14 protein-coding genes are annotated in these 17,797 nt (G+C 69.3%); 3 read left to right on the forward strand and 11 right to left on the reverse strand.

The window, feature by feature from the left end:
- The 4 genes from VGN50_RS06830 to VGN50_RS06845 form a co-directional block, all read right to left on the reverse strand.
- A partial coding sequence (locus VGN50_RS06830) for an HNH endonuclease signature motif containing protein (RefSeq protein ID WP_327443963.1) occupies positions 1-1,181 on the reverse strand: 1,181 nt, incomplete at its 3' end.
- Positions 1,182-1,495: 314 nt separating this feature from the next.
- The gene (locus tag VGN50_RS06835) at positions 1,496-3,658 is read right to left on the reverse strand and encodes an MMPL family transporter (protein WP_327443964.1); all 2,163 of its coding nucleotides are present in this window, start codon (positions 3,656-3,658) and stop codon (positions 1,496-1,498) included.
- 112 nt (positions 3,659-3,770) lie between these two features.
- Complete coding sequence (locus VGN50_RS06840) at positions 3,771-4,670, reverse strand: hypothetical protein (protein WP_327443965.1); 900 nt, start codon at positions 4,668-4,670, stop codon at positions 3,771-3,773.
- Complete coding sequence (locus tag VGN50_RS06845) at positions 4,667-5,317, reverse strand: hypothetical protein (RefSeq protein WP_327443966.1); 651 nt, start codon at positions 5,315-5,317, stop codon at positions 4,667-4,669. Before VGN50_RS06845 ends, VGN50_RS06840 begins: the two co-directional genes overlap by 4 nt.
- Positions 5,318-5,421: 104 nt before the next feature.
- Here VGN50_RS06845 and VGN50_RS06850 point away from each other — a divergent pair, with 104 nt between their 5' ends.
- Complete coding sequence (locus tag VGN50_RS06850) at positions 5,422-6,177, forward strand: DUF5995 family protein (protein WP_327443967.1); 756 nt, start codon at positions 5,422-5,424, stop codon at positions 6,175-6,177.
- A 22-nt stretch (positions 6,178-6,199) separates the two neighbouring features.
- Here the strand turns inward: VGN50_RS06850 and VGN50_RS06855 are convergent, their stop codons facing one another.
- From VGN50_RS06855 to VGN50_RS06870, 4 genes are all read right to left on the reverse strand, one after another.
- Positions 6,200-7,513 carry a nuclease-related domain-containing protein gene (locus tag VGN50_RS06855; RefSeq protein WP_327443968.1) on the reverse strand — a complete coding sequence of 438 codons (1,314 nt, stop codon included), beginning with the start codon at positions 7,511-7,513 and terminating at the stop codon, positions 6,200-6,202.
- 133 nt (positions 7,514-7,646) lie between these two features.
- On the reverse strand, positions 7,647-8,168 hold the full coding sequence (locus tag VGN50_RS06860; protein WP_327443969.1) for a hypothetical protein: 522 nt from the start codon (positions 8,166-8,168) through the stop codon (positions 7,647-7,649).
- A gap of 187 nt (positions 8,169-8,355) precedes the next feature.
- Positions 8,356-8,712, reverse strand: a complete 357-nt coding sequence (locus VGN50_RS06865) for an SPW repeat protein (RefSeq protein WP_327443970.1) — start codon at positions 8,710-8,712, stop codon at positions 8,356-8,358.
- Between the two features lie 123 nt (positions 8,713-8,835).
- A complete protein-coding gene (locus tag VGN50_RS06870) occupies positions 8,836-9,594 on the reverse strand; it encodes a GyrI-like domain-containing protein (protein ID WP_327443994.1) in 759 nt (252 codons plus the stop codon).
- Positions 9,595-9,732: 138 nt separating this feature from the next.
- On the opposite strand from VGN50_RS06870, the gene VGN50_RS06875 reads away from it, so the two are divergent.
- The gene (locus tag VGN50_RS06875) at positions 9,733-10,791 is read left to right on the forward strand and encodes an alcohol dehydrogenase catalytic domain-containing protein (protein WP_327443971.1); all 1,059 of its coding nucleotides are present in this window, start codon (positions 9,733-9,735) and stop codon (positions 10,789-10,791) included.
- A 189-nt stretch (positions 10,792-10,980) separates the two neighbouring features.
- Here VGN50_RS06875 and VGN50_RS06880 read toward each other — a convergent pair whose 3' ends face one another.
- The gene (locus tag VGN50_RS06880) at positions 10,981-13,905 is read right to left on the reverse strand and encodes a vitamin B12-dependent ribonucleotide reductase (protein WP_327443972.1); all 2,925 of its coding nucleotides are present in this window, start codon (positions 13,903-13,905) and stop codon (positions 10,981-10,983) included.
- 99 nt (positions 13,906-14,004) lie between these two features.
- On the reverse strand, positions 14,005-14,514 hold the full coding sequence (gene nrdR, locus VGN50_RS06885) for a transcriptional regulator NrdR (RefSeq protein ID WP_327443973.1): 510 nt from the start codon (positions 14,512-14,514) through the stop codon (positions 14,005-14,007).
- A gap of 390 nt (positions 14,515-14,904) precedes the next feature.
- Between nrdR and VGN50_RS06890 the strand changes: the two genes are divergently transcribed.
- The gene (locus tag VGN50_RS06890; RefSeq protein ID WP_327443974.1) at positions 14,905-16,017 is read left to right on the forward strand and encodes a winged helix DNA-binding domain-containing protein; all 1,113 of its coding nucleotides are present in this window, start codon (positions 14,905-14,907) and stop codon (positions 16,015-16,017) included.
- On the opposite strand, the gene selB is transcribed toward VGN50_RS06890, so the two are convergent.
- The gene (gene selB / locus VGN50_RS06895; protein WP_327443975.1) at positions 16,014-17,789 is read right to left on the reverse strand and encodes a selenocysteine-specific translation elongation factor; all 1,776 of its coding nucleotides are present in this window, start codon (positions 17,787-17,789) and stop codon (positions 16,014-16,016) included. The two genes, VGN50_RS06890 and selB, sit on opposite strands and share 4 nt — an antisense overlap.
- Positions 17,790-17,797: the final 8 nt, after the last annotated feature.

Consider the following 17,797-nt stretch of genomic DNA (forward strand, 5'->3'; position numbering starts at 1 on the left):
TTCGCGATGTCGGTTGGTCCACCGTCGGCCCAGTGGATCAGGTGGTGTGCGTCGGTCCAGGCCGCAGGCCTGGAACAACCCGGGAAGGTGCAGCGCTGATCGCGCATCCACAGGTGCCTGACCTGGGCCGGGGTGAACAGCCGGACCGCCTGGCCTTGGTCGAGGATCTCGCCGTCGGCCCCGAGCACCATGGGAACGACCTGCGCATCGCACGCGAGCCTGCGCACGGTGCCCGCCGTGAGCATCTCGCCCGCTGAGGTCAGAGCGGCGCCGCGGCACCGAGCTGACAGCACCTCGAGGCCGATAGTGACCACCAGGCTCGTCTTGGCTTGACGGGGAACGCCCTCAGGCGCGGACACTGCCCGCGCAACCAGCTCTACGAGGGCATCCGCCCGTCGAGCTGCGGGCGTGCGCTGGTCAGGCTCATGCGTCTGCGCATCAGGCTCCGGCTTGGCCAACGCGTCCACCGCCGCATCCACCACCGCCGCACCCTCCTCGTCCAGCAGCAATGTGTACCGCCACATCCCCAACGGCCCCGCGCCCTTCACCAGCGACCGCATCGCTCGCCGGGCCGCCGCCTCGTCCTCGACCAACCGGTCCGGACGCAGCAGGTCCCCGGCGTAGCGCACAGCGACCGCCAGATCGCGCTCCGACAGCCCGTCTGCGCCACGTGCGCTCTCGACCAGCGTCGCGGTGGTCTCCTGCAAGATCGTGGGGTCGGCCAACCCACGCACCCCGGCATGGAACCGCACGATCTGCGCGGCCTTCCCGACCGGCAGGGGGCGAACGCCCTCCTCCACCGGCCGAGCACCCTGGCCGACAGCCTCCACGACCCCCTGCAGCCGCGGCTCGTCGGCAGCAGCAGCGAGGACGTCCACATCCCGCACAGTCCGCTCGGACATGAGCGGCGCCACCGACCGCACCCAGTCCAAGGCGCCCCACCCGCCCGAGGTGCTGATGCCGCGAAGGCGCGCTTCAGCCACGACTCTGACCATGGCGCTCTGCGCCGCGGTCAGGACGTGCGCCAGCGCCTCGGCCGCCACCCGGACCTCGTCATCGGACAAGGCCCACACCCGCTCCGGCTCAGCCTCCGCAAGACCCGCCAAGGCGACCTGAGCACCGTGGAGCACGGGGCGGCGGGGACTGTCGTCCTGCCGAGGATGCTCCTGCGCGATCGCCATGTCAGAAACGTAGGGGGAAGCACTGACAGCGGCCGCGGGCTCGCGCTCCACGAATTCCATTGCGGTGAAAGGCATCCGGGACCTTGTCACCACACTCCACCGATGGCTGGGGCACCTGTGCATCATTGGTGCGTCAGTGACGCCATCTTGGGGCCGATCATCCACAGGGTGCGCGCGCCAGGATGTGCTCGAGTGCTCAGGCTGTGGAGAGGGATCCGCTGTGGGCTGAAGCCGGCGGACCACCCCAGCCTCCGAACCCACCGGTTCGCCGCCCCGGGCTCGACCCCGCTGCATACGTCACCGGCTCGTCCGTCTCAGTGAGCGGGCTCCAGCGCCCCCTCCCCCGCGGGCTCTTCGCCCGCCTCCTCGGCCCCGGTCGGAGTCGCAGTCTCGAGCAAGGCGTCACGCGCGGCGAGTGCGCCCGGCCACCACATACGCCCCCGCAACTCCAGGTTGAGCGCGGTCACGAGTACCGAACGGACGACCAGCGTGTCGAGCAGGACGCCCAGCGCCACCGCCACGCCGATCTCCGCAAACGCGACCACCGGCAGAGTCCCCAGCACTGCGAACGTCCCGGCGAGCACGAGGCCTGCGGAGGTGATCACGCCGCCCGTGGCCGCGAGGCCGACGAGGGCGCCACGGCGGGTCCCGATCTCCTTCGCCTCCTCGTGAACCCGCGTCATGAGGAAGATGTTGTAGTCGATCCCCAGAGCCACGAGGAACACGAAGACGAACAGGGGCAGCGAGGAGTCGGCCCCCGCGAAACCGAGCACGTGCCGGAAGACCAGCGCCGAGAGCCCCAGAGCCGCTCCGTACGACAGCACCACAGTGCCGATGAGGACCAGCGGCGCGGTGATCGCCCGCAGCAGCAGGACCAGGATCAGGAGCACCACGCCGAGGATGAGCGGGATGATCCGAACGTTGTCATCTGCAGACGCGCGGATGGTGTCCACGCGGGTGGCCGTGTCACCGCCGGCGATCGCGTGGGCTCCGGGGACCGCAGCGATCGCGCTGCGGATCCGGTCGATGCTCCGGGTCGCCGCGTCGGAGTCGGGGGCGCCGGTGAGCGTCGCCTGGATCAGAGAACGACCGCCTTTGGTGACGGGACCGGTGACCGAGGCCACGCCGTCCACGCGCTGCAGAGTGGCCTTGACGGAGCTTGCCTGGGCGGCGTTGGCCAGGACCAGGACCGGTGACCCGGCGCCCGCCGGGAAGTGCCTGGCCAGAACCTGTTCACCCACGACGGACTCGGGCGTGCCGTAGTACGAGTCCTTGTTCTGCAGACCGACGGCGTTGAGCTGCAGGATGCCGAGCGACGCCACCGCCAACAGCAGGGTGGTGACGACCCAGGTGCGGCGTGGGGCCCGCGCGATGCGAGACCCCATGCGCGCCCAGACCCCGTCGCGTGTGTGGTCGGCCGACCCATAGGACGGCCGCACCGGCCAGAAGATCCAGCGGCCGCAGACGACCAGCAGCGCGGGCAGCAGCGTCAGCATGACGAGCAGGCCGACGGCGATGCCGATGGCGGCGACCGGGCCGAGCCCCTTGGTGGAGCTCATCGTCGCGACGAGCAGGCAGAGCATGCCGGCGATGACGGTCGCACCCGAGGCGAAGATGGCCGGGCCGGCGCGATGGAGGGCGAACGCCATCGCCTCGTGCCGGTCCTCGTGCCGGCGCAGCTCCTCGCGGTAGCGGGCGACGAGCAGCAGGGCGTAGTCGGTGCCCGCACCGAACACGATGACCGTGAGGATCCCCGAGCTCTGCGCGTTGACGGTCAGGGTGTCGCCCTTGGCGAGGAAGTAGATGACGCCCTGGGCGACGAAGAGCGCCGTGCCCGCCGAGACCACGGGGATGAGCCAGAGGACGGGGCTGCGGTACGTCAGCAACAGGATGATGATCACGACCGTCATGGCCGAGTAGAGCAACTTGCCGTCGATCCCCGAGAACGCCGCAGACGAGTCCGCCGCGAGCCCCACCGGGCCCGTGACCTGCATCGACAACCCGGCAGGCCGGTCCTTGGCGATGGTCCGCAGATCCTTGACAGTCGCGGAGAGCGAGTTCCACCCGGCGTTACCTGCATCGACGGGGACGATCACCTGGAGCGCCTTGCCGTCCTGCGACGGGATGGGACCGACGCTTGCCTTGCGGACGGGCGCGAGGGTGTTGAACTTCGCCACCTGCGCCGTGACCGCCCGGAAGTCCGCCGGGGTAAGGCCGGAGGGGCGCTCGTAGACGATGACTCCCGGGAACTCGTTCTTGCTCTGGAACGCCTCGATCTGCTTGACCACCTGGGTCGACTGCGCGTTCGCCGGCAGCCAGGCGACCGCCTCGTTGTTGAGCACGCCCTGCAGCTTGCCCGCGGGCCCGAACGAGGCGGCCAGCACGAGCAGCCAGAACCCGAGGACGAACCACTTGGTCAACCGTGAGGAGGGGAACCGCGCGAGCCGGCCCACATCTCCGATCTGGGTCTGCGCCATTCTCCGTTGCCTCTCCGCTTGCGGTCTTGCACGTCCTGCAGGTGCCCTCTCGGCCACCGTAGGCCGCATCTCCGATGCGGAACAATGACTTTCGGGTCCGGCGTGGGCAGGATCAGGGACGGTTCAGGGCTGACCCTGAGGACGGTTCGTGCAATTCGGGTCGTATGCCGCGTACGCGCCGCGGCGTCGCGTGCCTCCCCCGGTCCGCCTGATGGCCCGAGCCCCGCACGGCCGACGCGGCTGACGCGGCGAAAACAACGACGAAGCCCACGCCCATGACCCAGGTCAGGGGACGGTCGGTCAGGAACTCGTGCCGGGCCCGCACGACGGCCCCGAGGATGAGGGCGAACATGACGAGCTGCACCTGGCGCATCAGCCGGACGGCCGCCCAGCGGTCGTCGGCCAACACCCCGAGACCGGCCGCGCCGAGGCAGAACGTCGCGCCGACCACCCGGCAGGTCAGCGGAGTCAGCGGCCACGGCCACACGCCGATCACTCGGGCCGGAGCGAGGAACATCCCGATGCCCGTGACCAGAGCCAGACCGCCCACGCCGGCGACCACCAGCCGCGACGCCCGCCCGAGGCGAGGGGCATCGGGAGCCGGCTGACCGGCATACCTCTGGTTGGCGAGCCACACCCCCACCACGAGGAATGGCGCGACGAGGTAGAGGCCCGCCCAGAGCCAGAATGCCGGGGAGCCATGGGTGAAGGTGCCCCAATGGAGCACAGTGGCGATCCCGAGCAGGGTCGCGAACAGGGCGACCGAGACCAGGCCTGATCGAACCGCGGCCCAGCGCCGCTCGCGCAGGAGCACGTACAGGAAGAAGTAGCACCCGCCGAGGTAAGCGGAGGCCAGGAGCATCGACGTCATGTGCGAATGGATCGGCCAGGCCCACAGGTGCGCGGTGTCGCCCGGGAAGCCGTAGAGCAGCACGAACGCGACGAGGAGGAAGGGCGCGATGAACGCCGACAGCGCCCGGGTCGAGACGATGACCCGGTCGTCGCGGTTCATGCGCGAACCCGTGACACGGCGGCCAACAAGGCCGAGTAGGACCCGACGAGGGCCCGGCGCTCGGCGGCGAGCTGCGGGTCCGCGAGGTCACACCCGTCCGCCACCCACGCATCGGACAGGTCCATCGCCTCCGCACGCCACCGAGCCGCCTCGCGCATCTCGTCCCGAGGCGCCGAGTAGACGTGCGTGTAGAGGTCGACGAGCGCACTCTGGAGCTCCTCCCGGGAGGCTGCCGCCCCGTGCTGCGCAGCATCGCCGCCGAAGGCAGCATCGCCGTCAACCGAGGCATCGCCACGCTGACGGTTGCGGTGGATGCGCCACCACGCCACCTCCAGCTCCGCTGCGCGCGTGGGGTCGAAGGTGAGGTCCGAGTGCGCGAGGACGATGCGGTAGAACCGCAGCATCGAAGCTCGTGCGGCGTCGGGATCGTTCACGGGCACGGGCGCCCATGCCTGGTTCGCACGCAGGACGTGCCACGCGGCGACAAGGGTCAGCCAGGGCCCGAGCCCGAACCCATGGTCGATCATGCCGACGAACGCACGCAACGCCTTGAACCACTCGTGCCGGTAGTAGCTCGCCCACGCCTGGGTCTCGAGGCGCCCGAGAGCGACGGCGTCGAAGTGACGGGGACTGTGGCGACTCAGCACGGCGCACCTGGCTTCCCGGACAGAGGTGCCCGTCGCAGCCGCTGACAACCCCCAGCCCTGGGCTCGATACTAGTCGTGCAGGGTCATCCGGTCAGGGGGTTCAGATGCCCGAACGCGACATCGCAGCAGTCGTCGCCGCGATGGATGCCCGCTTCGTCCGGATGCCTCCCGATCGGACGGCCCAGCGACTGTTCCTCGAGACGTACCGCCGCACCACCCTGGCGGTGGGCAAGGCGATCCTCGACGCGCAGTTCGAGGACCCCGAGTGGGTCGAGCGGTGGGATGTGGTGTTCGCCGACCTGTACCTCGCCGCGTTGGACGGCGACCTCGCCCGCAGTGTCAAGGCGGTGCCACGGCCGTGGCGGCTGGCCTTCGACGCGCCGGCGTCGCTGCCCGCGTTGCGCCATGTGTTGCTGGGCATCAACGCACACATCAACTACGACCTGCCGCAGGCTCTGTTGGCGGTCATCACCGACGAGGAGTTCGCGGACCCTGTGGTCGTGGGCCGTCGCGCGCGCGACCATGAACGGATCGACGGCGTGCTGTCCGGCCGGGTCGCTGCTGAGGACGACGAGCTGGGTGCCGTGTCGACGCTGACGATGGTCGACCGGCTGCTCCAACCGCTGAACCGCTTGAGTTCCAAACGGTTCCTGCGCGAGGCGCGACAGAAGGTGTGGCACAACACGGTTGAGCTCCAGCGCGCGCGCCTCGCCGGCGAGTCGGTGTATGCCGCGAGGCTGGCTGAGCTGGAAGTCCTCAGTGCCGCCAGGATCGTCGACCTGTTGGCGCCCGGTCAGGTGCTGGTGCGGCTGGCGGTAGCCGGGTTCGGGGTGACGTTGCCACCAGCGGTCGAGGCCTGACCGGGGCGTTCCGCAGGCCGGGCTACGGGCCGTTCGCCGAGGCTGCGATCGACAACGCCATCGCTCGGGCACGGTCGTCCGAGACACGCAGCGCCGTGGTCGCGACCACGACGTGGGTGTCGGCTCGGGCGATGACGCGCCTGGCACCCGAACCAATCGGCTCACCGATGGCGACCCACAATGCCGTCGCGGGCCGGAAATGAGTGTCGAGGCCTGCTCCGTAGACCACCCGGCGCTGCCGCACCGAGGTCTCCAGCTGGAGGTCGTATGCCGCGTGGCTCTCGCTGAGCTCGATCGTCACCAGCGTCGTGCTCGGGTCGTCGAGACGAGTGCCCCAGGCGCATCCCAGGCCCGTGGCGATGGGCTGGACCGGTCGCCCGATGGTTGAGGTCACGGCAGCCGCAGTGACCCTGCCACAGTCCGGAGCCGCCACAGCAGGACCGTGCGGCACGGCCCCAGCGAGGCTGGGCGGCAGGGCCTTGGCGAGTGGGGACGACAGGCCCGAGGTAAACCCGTGGAGAAGCGCAAAGGCGAGTGCCACGAGTGCCAACCCGGCACCCGCTCGGGCGATTGCTCCCATGACGGAGGTTCGACGACGCTGCCTTCGGGGCGCCGCTCTGGACGTTCGTCGCTGTGGTGGCGGCGCAGGCTGGCGGGTGGCTGCCTGGAGGCGCCCCGCACGCCGATTGCGACCGGCGCCTCGGGGAGGCGACCCAGCGGAGGCAGCTTGACCAATGGCGGCCAACAGGGCGAGATCCGTGGTGGTCGAAGGAAAGTCGGTCATGACACGAACCGCGGCTCGCGGCAAGGCATCAGGGGCGAGAGTCACCGGGCGGTCCTTCAGCCACGCGACCAGCCGCGACACCGGCACGACCCATACGCCGCGCACCATGCTGGCCGCCCCGAACTGCTCGGCATGCACCCCCGCGAGGCAGAGGACCGGTGCCACCGGCATACCGGTCTCGACGGCCATGAAGGCAGCCATGCCGCGCACCTTTTCGAGCTCCCCGGCCAGGCTGACCGTGACAGGCTGCCCCTCTCGGACGGTGTGCTGGAACAGGCCGCCGTCCCATTCGGTGACCCGGCCCGCCCGGTTCTTCGCGTCCACCAAGAAGAGCCCGCCCGGTCCGAGTACCACGTGGTCGAGGTTGGCATCCGACTGGCCCGGACGCAGTAGACGGTCGTGCAGAACCGTCCACGTCTGCGGCAGCTCGACCAGCGCGGCCGCGACCCGGCGCTCCCCCGCCGCACCCGCTGCCCAAGCACCTGCCGACGCGTCTCCCTTCTCGGCGAGCTCCTCGGCCCTGCGCTCGGCGCTCCCCCCTTCCCAAGCCATACCCGACCCTCTCCCCCGCTGGCTCAACCGGACGTGAGCCTAGGGTGGAGAGGCTTGTTCTGTGCCCGGAATCGAGGATCACCGCCGAGCGCTGCCCGAACGGGCCACCTCGTCGCCTGCGGGAATACTGCGGTCAGCAGCCGGAGACTTCCTTCCCGGCTGGAGGTACCACCGCCGACAGGTCCCAGTAGGGCGGCTGCCCGAGGCCACGGGTCGCGGGCGCCAGCGTCGCTCGCGCGCTCACGCCGGAGCTCACGGGCTTGGTCCACGTCAGGCCGGCACCCAGCGGAGAATGCAGCTGTCCCGTCGTCGTCCACCGCGCTCGAGCCATGGCGGTCGATGCGCTCGCGAGTACGGATGCCGGCGGCTCGGAGACGGTGAACTCGTATGACACGACAATGTCGGACCAGCCGTGCGTCCCAGGGCGACCATCACAGGACTCCATCCGTGACGTCGCGTCGGAGTGCTGAGCGACCTGCGCTCCCGGCGGCAGCGCAACGAGGATCTGGCGCGCGACCATCAGCCGCGATCCCCCGGGGTCACCGCCACTGTCCGTCGAGTGCGTCCTCGCCGCCCAGGTGACCGCCACCACCGCAACGAGGAACAGCGCGGCCCGGCCGACGGGGCGCCGGACGGGAGGGATGGCCTCTGACATGGGCCCATTGTCCAGCACGCCTTCGTCACCCATCCCCTTGGACGGTTCGATCACGCCCATCCGAGTGCCACACCACGTCGACAGCGTCTGCGCGATGCTCGCCCTGTCAACCCGGCGGGATACAGACTGCCGAGCCTCAGTATCGGCCGAGGCTCGGTGCCTTCGCGGGCTTGAGCGCCGCGGTCCGTCAGTGCGTTGGTACCGCGCCTCCCCGGTGTGTGCGAGTGACCTGCAGGTCCGCCGCACCCACCACGACAGTGATCACGCCGGCCACCCATGCCGTCCAGGCGATCCCTCGGCTGTCCGAGAAGCTCATCACCCACGGCGAGATGAAGAACAGCACGCCCATCGCGGCGGTCAGTCCTTCGATAGACAGCAGGTCCGGCCTGACCAGCTCGATCAGGGACAGAACAGCAGTGATGGCGCCCAGGACGATCATGGTGGTCGCCGCTTTAGTCGTCGTGGTTGTCCACAACGGGGATAGCGCGGCATACACGCCGACGATCAGGGCGAGGAAATCCTGTGGATGGGTTCCACGTTTCATGGTGTGAACAACCACCTCTCTTGAGAAGCGGTCCGTCGATCCGATGGCGGGCCTGACGAGACCTACGCTCGTACCCCGACGAGGGTTTGGACAGGGACCTTCGACCCGCAGACGGGGGGAAGCTCAGGCGGCTTCCACCGGCTGCCGCAGGATGGTGCGCAGCCTCTCCGGAGCGCTGCGCCTGGGGTCGCCGAGGTATACCTCGTGGTGCCGCCCCCTCGCACGCATACCTGCGTCGTGGATCGCCGAGTGGAGCCGCCGCAGTGAGGGTGCTTCTGCGGCATATGGACCGACGTGCATCAGCTGCGCGCAGGGGCCCTCCTCCCACGTGGGAAATGCCATGCGATCAAGCGCCGGAACACCCTTCGTACGGGCCTGCGCTATGGATTCAGCGACGACGTCGGCGTCGATCGGCGCGGCCTGCCTGATCATGGCCTGCCAGTGCCAGCGGTCACGGTCCGTGCCGGCCATCGTGCCGTCGCCTTCCATCGCTGCTGCGACGAGAGCCTGCTGCTCGTCGTCACCGACCCACCACAGAGCCTCGAGGGGCATGACCCGCGGCGCCTCGCCGACCCGCTTCTTGAGGAGGAAGTGCGCGCCATAGCTCACCGCATAGAGAGCCCGGATGGCGTCCCCGAAAGCCGGAGCCTCCGGCGCCCCAGAGCCGGGGACCACAAGAAAGGCCAGTTCGGGCACGTCGATGAACTCGACCCTGTCGCGCCGCGGTCTGTACAGAGTGTCAACGGCAGAGGCACCAATGGTCATTCGTCCAGCGTGGTATGCCGCGTGCCGCCGGAACGGAGGCGAAGGTCCCAGTTGTTCTCGTGACAGCCCGCGGCCTTGAACAAGGCCGCAATCAGTCCGACTGGGGAGGTGCCCCATGTCCGGGCGCGCCACGGACCTTCGGGACCTTAGGCCCGCGGGCCACTGACCCCATCGCCGTACGGTCGCCGTAGCGACTCGGATACCCGGCGTTGCCGGTCGTATCTCGAGTCGATCACACTGGCGTAGGAGATTTCGATGAAGGCACTCGTTTACCACGGTCCGGGGAGCATGTCGTGGGACGAGGTCCCCAAGCCCACCATCACCGAGACCACGGATGCGATCGTCAAGGTTGAGACGACGACGATCTGCGGCACAGACCTACACATCCTCAAAGGGGATGTACCGGCGGTTGAGCCTGGCCGGATTCTCGGCCACGAGGGCGTCGGCGTGGTGACCGAGGTCGGTTCGGACTGCGAGAGGGTCAGGGTCGGCGACCGCGTCATCATCTCCTGCATCAGCAAGTGCATGATGTGCGACTACTGCAAGGCTGGCCTGACCTCGCATTGCCAGACGCTCGGTGGGATCGGCTGGATCTTGGGCCACCTCATCGACGGCACGCAGGCCGAGTACGTGCGAGTTCCCTTCGCGGACAACGGCTTGATTCCGCTCCCGGAGGCAGTCAGCGCAGAACAGGGCACCATGCTGAGTGACATCCTCCCGACCGGCTTCGAGATCGGCGTGCTGAATGGCACGGTGAAGCAGGGTGACGTGGTCGCCGTCATCGGCGCCGGTCCCGTTGGCCTGGCCGCGATCATGACTGCGGCAGCCAAGGGGGCCAGCAAGGTCATCGCCGTCGATGGCAACAAGTTCCGTCTCGAGCAGTCCTATGGTTTCGGCGCCACCGACACGGTCGACGTCGGCGCCACTGACAACGTCGTCCAGACACTGAAGGAGCACAGTCGAGACGGGCTCGGTGTCGACGTCGCCATCGAAGCCGTCGGGCTCCCCGCCACCTTGACGACTGCGCTTGACTCGATCCGCCCGGGCGGCCACGTCGCCAACGTCGGAGTCCACGGCGAGCCGGTCAGCTTCCCGATCGAGCGGCACTGGATCAACAACATCACCATCACGACCGGGCTGGTCAACGCCACGACCGCTCCGGAGCTGCTCGAGAGGATCACCTCCGGGGCCATCGACCCGGCCAAGTTCGTCACGCATCGCTTCACCTTCGACGAGATGACCGACGCCTATGACACCTTCACCCGGGCAGCAGACGAGCACGCCATCAAGGTCCTGATCACCAACGAGCGATGAGACGCCGGTCGGTCGCCTCGGACTCGACATGTCCCGCGACACGTCCACACCGAATGGGACGCCGTCAAGAGGCGCCGGGGACAGCGGAAGGGGTGCCCCGGAAGACTCCGGGGCACCCCGTCCTTGCAATCGCCAATGTCAGCCGCTCATCTCAGGACGTTGGTGACCGTCAGTGCCTGACCGACCACATCAGCTGCAGCCGCTGGTGCTTCCGCAGCCCTCGCAGACGTAGCAGGAGCCGGCGGGGCGCATCTTGGTGCCGCAGGTCATGCACATCGGCGCATCAGCGGAGATGCCCTGGAACTTCTCGAGCAGCTCGGCGGAGGAGTGCACCTCGACCGAGACCTCGCGAGCGGATGCAGCGCCGGCACCGGACTTCACCTCGGCCGCCGCAGACGGTGCGGCAGCCTCGGCCTTGGCCACGGGGGCCTTGGTGACCGGGGCGGACTGGCTGAAGTTCTCCAGCTCGTCCTCGATCTCCTCCTCGGACTCACCATCGGCCTCGGTCGCGGCATACGAGCCGGTCTCGAGCTGGCGAGCGCGCTCCTGCGCAGTGTGGATGCCCATGAACGACCGGGTGTCGAAGTCCATGTGGTCCAGCGCCAGGCGGCGGAACACGTAGTCCATGATCGACTGCGCCATGCGCACGTCCGGGTCGTCCGTCAGGCCGGCCGGCTCGAAGCGCAGGTTGGTGAACTTCTCCACGAAGGTCTCCAGCGGCACGCCGTACTGCAGGCCGATCGACACGGCGATCGAGAACGCGTCCATCACGCCGGCCAGGGTCGAGCCCTGCTTGCCGAACTTGAGGAAGATCTCGCCCAGGTCGCCCGACTCGTAGGTGCCGGCCGTCAGGTAACCCTCGGCGCCACCGACCGCGAACGACGTGGTCTGCGAGGTGCGGCGCTTCGGCAGGCGCTTGCGCACCGGGCGGTACTCGACGACCTTCTCGACCTTGGCCTCGGCCGCCGCCGCGTCCTTGGACGCCGCGGCGTCCTTCGCCGTGGAGCCGCCGTCGGACAGCGGTTGACCGACCTTGCAGTTGTCGCGGTAGACCGCGATCGCCTTGAGGCCGAGCTTCCAGCCCTGCAGGTGGACGTCCTCGATCTCCTCGACCGTTGCCGTCTCGGGCAGGTTGACCGTCTTGGAGATGGCCCCTGACAGGAACGGCTGCACCGCGGCCATCATGCGGACGTGGCCCATCGGCGAGATCGCCCGGGCACCCATGGCGGTGTCGAAGACCTCGTAGTGCTCCGGCTTGAGGCCCGGCGCGTCGATGACGTGACCCTTGTCGGCGATGTACTCGACGATCGCCTCGATCGTCTCGCCCGTGTAGCCCAGCTTCTTGAGCGCACGCGGGATGGTGAGGTTGACGATCTGCATCGAGCCGCCACCGACGAGCTTCTTGAACTTCACCAGCGAGAAATCGGGCTCGATGCCCGTGGTGTCGCAGTCCATCATGAAGCCGATGGTGCCGGTCGGCGCGAGCACCGACGCCTGAGCGTTGCGGTAGCCGTTCTTCTCGCCGACCTTGACCACGTCGTCCCACGCCTTGGTGGCGGCGCGGTGGATCGCGGCGTCCATGCTGTCGAGCGGACGGATCGCGTCGTTGGCGGCCTGGTGCTTGCGCATCACACGCTTGTGCGCGTCGGCGTTGCGGGCATAGCCGGCATACGGGCCGACGACGCCTGCGAGCTCGGCGGAGCGCTTGTATGCGGCACCGGTGAGCAGCGAGGTGATCGCCGCCGCGAGCGAACGGCCGCCCTCGGAGTCGTAGCCGTGGCCGGTGGCCATGAGCAGCGCGCCGAGGTTGGCGTAGCCGATGCCCAGCTGGCGGTAGTCCCGGGTGGTGTCGCCGATCGCCTCGGTCGGGAAGTCGGCGAAGCAGATCGAGATGTCCATCGCCGTGATGACGAGCTCGGCGACCTTCTGGAAGGTGACCGCGTCGAACGTGTCGTCGTCCTTGAGGAACTTGAGCAGGTTCAGCGAGGCCAGGTTGCACGAGGAGTTGTCGAGCGACATGTACTCCGAGCAGGGGTTGGACGCGGTGATGCGGCCGCTCTCGGGGTTGGTGTGCCAGTCGTTGATGACGTCGTCGTACTGCAGACCCGGGTCGGCGCACTCCCACGACGCCTCCGCGATCTTGCGAAAGAGCTCGCGGGCGTCGACGGTCTCGATGACCTCACCGGTGTTGCGGGCGCGCAGCCCGAACTCGGTCCCGTCCTCGACGGCCTTCATGAACTCGTCGCTGACCCGCACCGAGTTGTTGGCGTTCTGGTACTGGACGGACGTGATGTCCTTGCCGCCGAGGTCCATGTCGAAGCCGGCGTCACGCAGCGCGCGGATCTTGTCCTCCTCGCGCGCCTTGGTCTCGACGAACTCGACGATGTCGGGGTGGTCGACGTCCAGCACGACCATCTTGGCTGCCCGACGGGTCGCGCCACCGGACTTGATCGTGCCTGCTGAGGCATCGGCGCCACGCATGAAGGAGACCGGGCCGGAAGCGGTCCCACCGGAGGAGAGAAGCTCCTTGGAGGAGCGGATCCGGGAGAGGTTCAGGCCGGCGCCGGAGCCGCCCTGGAAGATCTTGCCCTCCTCCTTGTACCAGTTGAGGATCGAGTCCATCGAGTCGTCGACCGCGAGGATGAAGCAGGCCGAGACCTGCTGCGGCGAGGACGTGCCGACGTTGAACCACACCGGCGAGTTGAAGCTGAACACCTGGTGCAGCAGGGCATAGGTGAGCTCGTGCTCGAAGATCTCGGCGTCCTCGGCGGACCCGAAGTAGCCATGGTCCTTGCCGGCCTTGACATACGTCAGCACGACCCGGTCGATGAGCTGCTTGAGGCTGACCTCACGCTTGTCGCTGCCCAGCGCACCGCGGAAGTACTTGGTGGTGACGATGGTGGAGGCGTTGACCGACCAGAAGTCGGGGAACTCGACCCCGCGCTGCTCGAAGATGGTCTCGCCCGTCTTCCAGTTCTGCTGGACGACGTCGCGCTTCTCCCAGGTCACCCCGTCGTAGGGGTGGACACCGGGGGTGGTGTAGATCCGCTCAACCTTGACACCTCTGCCGGCGCCCTTGCGGGCCCCTGCACGTGCTCCGGCGGTTTCTGTCATTTCTGGTGGCCTCCCTAGCCCCTGGTGATGGTTTCTATGGTCTCAAAGGGCACCGACAGCGGCCGGTGCGTCGTGCTCGTGGTGCGGCAGGCCGCGGGCTCAGCCCGGCGGCATACCGGCGGTGCGGTGGGGCTCGCCGCGCTGCGGCTCGGTGCCCGTGGCCTCGCGCTCGGCGCGGAGCAGGGTGATGGCGGCCTCGAAGTCCTCGAGACTGTCGAACGCCTGGTAGACGGACGCGAACCGGAGGTAGGCCACCTCGTCGAGCTCACGCAGCGGCCCGAGGATGGCCAGTCCCACCTCATGTGCCTCGACCTCGGCCTGGCCCTGCTGGCGGATGCACTCCTCGACGCGCTGGGCGAGCAGCGCCAGGTCGTCCTCGGTGACCGGACGGCCCTGGCAGGCCTTGCGGACACCCACGAGGACCTTGCTGCGGCTGAACGGCTCGCTCGCGCCGGAGCGCTTGGTCACCGTGAGGCTCGCGGTCTCGATGGTGGTGAAGCGGCGACCGCACTCGGGGCACTGGCGGCGACGGCGGATGGAGCTGCCGTCGTCGGTGGTGCGCGAGTCCATGACCCGGGAGTCGGTATGCCGGCAGAACGGACAGTGCATGACGGCGCTCCTCCCTCGGACGGACGCGGCTGGACCCCCGGTTGGGGATGGATCTGTGGACCTGCTGGGGACAACGTGTGGAGAACCAGTCCAGCCCTGTGCACTACATGTGGACGAACTACAAAGGTGTAACCACTAGATGTAGGGATATCTTGTCCCACTGTGACCCACAACGCAAGCGGAACGCCCAAACTCTCTGGGCAGTCTGCATCGCCGCAGGTCAGAGCCCCGCAACGGCGCGCCACGACACCCCAGATCTGGTGCTCCTGAGGCCCATGTGACACCAGAGGCACCCAGATCTGGGGTCGTCGCCCTCAGCCACCACCACATGTAGGGAGGCGCCTGAGTGCATAGCGCGCCGCTGTCGGTGCGCTCCGACACGATGTGCGCATGGACACCTCCGCCCGTGTGATCGCCCGGCGCCTGGCGACGCAGCGGCTGTCCTCCGCGCCGCTCCCGACCGCGACCGACGCGGTTCGCCTGCTCACCTGTGTGCAGAGCCAGGAGCGCGACCACGCCTTCTTCTCCCTCGCCATGCGGGCCACGACCCCGACGTACGCAGCGGTACGCGCCGAGCACGACTCCGGCGCCTTCCTGCGGACCCACATCCTTCGGCCCACCTGGCACTTCGTCGCACCGGAGGACCTCCAGTGGATCCTCGACCTGACCTCACCACGCGTCCTGTCCGGCATGGCCGGCCGCCACCGCCAGCTGGGGCTCGACGACGTCAGACGACTCGATGACGGGCTTGAGCTGATCCGTGGGCTATTGCAGGACAAGCCGTCTCGCACCCGCTCGGAGCTCGGCGCGGCGTTCGGCGAGCGGGGCTCGCCGATCACTCCTGGCGAGCAGCTCGGCCACCTGCTGCTCGTCGCCGAGCTGCGCGGGTTGGTCTGCTCCGGGCCGATGGACGGCGTGCACCACACTTATGCGCTGGTCGACGAGGTCGTCCCACCCACGCCTCGCAGAGACCGCGACGAGGCGCTGGTCGAGCTGGTGCGACGGTTCTTCTGCGGGCACGGGCCCGCGTCGGTCAAGGACTTCACCCGTTGGTCCTCGCTCACGGCCGCCGAGACCAGGCAGGCGCTGGCCGAGCTCGACGACGAGCTCGAGCAGCTGGTCGTCGATGGCATCCCGCACTGGTTCGACCCCGCGCGGGCGCCCCGGCGGCGACGGGACGCGCCCGCGGCATACCTCCTACCGGTGTACGACGAGGTGGTCCTGACCTACCCGCAGGTCACGTTCCCGGCCGCGCCGGACCATCCCTATGCCGAGCGGCCGGACCCGTTCTGGGCACGGGTGATCTTGGACGGCGTCAACGTGGGGCTGTGGAAGCGCACCGTGTCGGGCACGGTCGTCGACGTCGATGTGCGCTTGGCGCCGAGCGTGACATCGACAGGACGCGAGCAGGTCCGCCGGGCTGCGCAGTGCCTGGCACGGTTCCTCGAGCGCGAGCTGTCATACGTCGAGAACGAAGGGCGCCCACACCTGTGGCGCGGCTAACGGACCACCTCGCGATGGGCCGAGTCGACCCGGCGGGTCCAGCCGCGCCGGTCGAGGTGCTCCAGGAGTGGCACGGCCACCCTGCGCGTCGTCGCAAGCGCCTGACGCGCCTCGCTCAAGGTGAACGGCTGGGGCAGCCTGGCCAGCTCACGCATGGCCAGCGCCGGAGCCTCGGGCAGCAGCACCACCTCGTCCCCCAACCGCAGGACTCGCCCCAGCCGTTCCGCGGCCGCCAGCTCACGGGGACCCAGCCCCGCCTCGAGCAGCTCAGGCCTCTCGGGTGCAACGAACGGCGACGAACGCAACCGCTGCTCGACCACGCGGAGGCCGGTCTCGGCACCACCCAGGTCCGCAGACCGACCAGGCAGCCCGACCCGGCCGTCGGCGAGGACCACGCCCGCAGCCTGGGCGACGGCAGGCATGAGCGCTCGATCGGGTACGGCGGCGATGGCACGGGCGCCCTCCACGGACAACGTGGGCTCGAGCGGCCGGTGGCGCGCCGCCTCCTCGACCGCGGCGCGCAACCGCTTCGCCCAGCCACCCAACGCGTCCATGGAGACGTACCAGTCCCCGATCCGCGTGACTGTCGCCGTGTGGCGCTCGTCCTCTGCGGCGGGGCCAAACACCCCCAGCTGCTCAGCCTGGGAGACACACATCGCGCCCCGCCGCCCGACCTCCACCGCCAGGTCGGGCACACCGGTCGACGTGGCCAGCTCCGCCGCCCGGTGTCCGGCAGCGCCCCGGCGCCGCAGCGCGGGCGGGTCGGCGTCGAGTACCAGGGCTCCGTGCATGGCGCGCGAGCCGGGGTCGCGCAGGATGAGTCGGTCGCCGGCGACGAGTGGGAGTCGCCGTCGCAGAGTGAGTCGAGCGTGGTTCCCCCCCAGCGGCCGGGTCCGAGCACCGACGGCCGCCGTGCCGATGTGCACCATCAGCTCGGCAGGCAGCTCGTCGGCTGCTCGCCCGTGCACGCGGACGTCGACCATCTCCGTGGGCAGCCACGCGCCCGGCGTGAGCAGCGCGTCGCCCCGGGTGACGTCATCGACGGCGAGGCCACGCAGGTTGACGGCCACGCGGCATACGGCAGCGGCGGAGGGGACGCCGCGCTCAAGCGACTGAAGGCGCCGGACGCCGACGCTCCGACCTCGCAGCTCGACCGCGTCGCCCTCCGAGAGCCGGCCCTCGGCCAGAGTTCCGGTGACCACGGTGCCGCTGCCCTTGATGCTGAAGGAGCGGTCGACCCACAGCCGCAGCCGCCCGCCGGTCCGCGGCGCCGGCAGGCCTGAGACCAAGCGGCCCAAAGCAGCGCGCAGGTCGTCCATCCCCTGTCCCGTGCGCGCCGAGACAGCCACTGCGGCCACGTCACCCAGCGAGCTCCTGCGCAGCCGCTCGGCGCTCTCGGCGAGGGCCGGTCCGGGGTCCGCTCGATCCGCGCGCGTCACGACGAGCAACCCGTGCCTAACGCCGAGGGCATCGACCGCAGCCAGGTGCTCGGCCGACTGCTGACGCCAGCCTTCGTCGGCCGCGACGACGAACATCACCGCGGGGACGGGGCCGAGCCCAGCCAGCATGTTGCCGATGAAGCGCTCGTGCCCCGGCACGTCCACGAAGGCCAGCTGCTCCCCCGTGTCCAGCTCGGTCCAGGCATAGCCCAGGTCGATCGTCAGGCCTCGGCGGTGCTCCTCGTCCCAGCGGTCCGGCTCGATCCCGGTCAGGGCGCGGACCAGGGTCGACTTCCCGTGGTCGACATGCCCCGCGGTGGCGATGACGTGCACGAGCTCGG

The sequence above is a fragment of the Pedococcus sp. genome (assembly GCF_036000045.1).
Classification (GTDB): domain Bacteria; phylum Actinomycetota; class Actinomycetes; order Actinomycetales; family Dermatophilaceae; genus Pedococcus.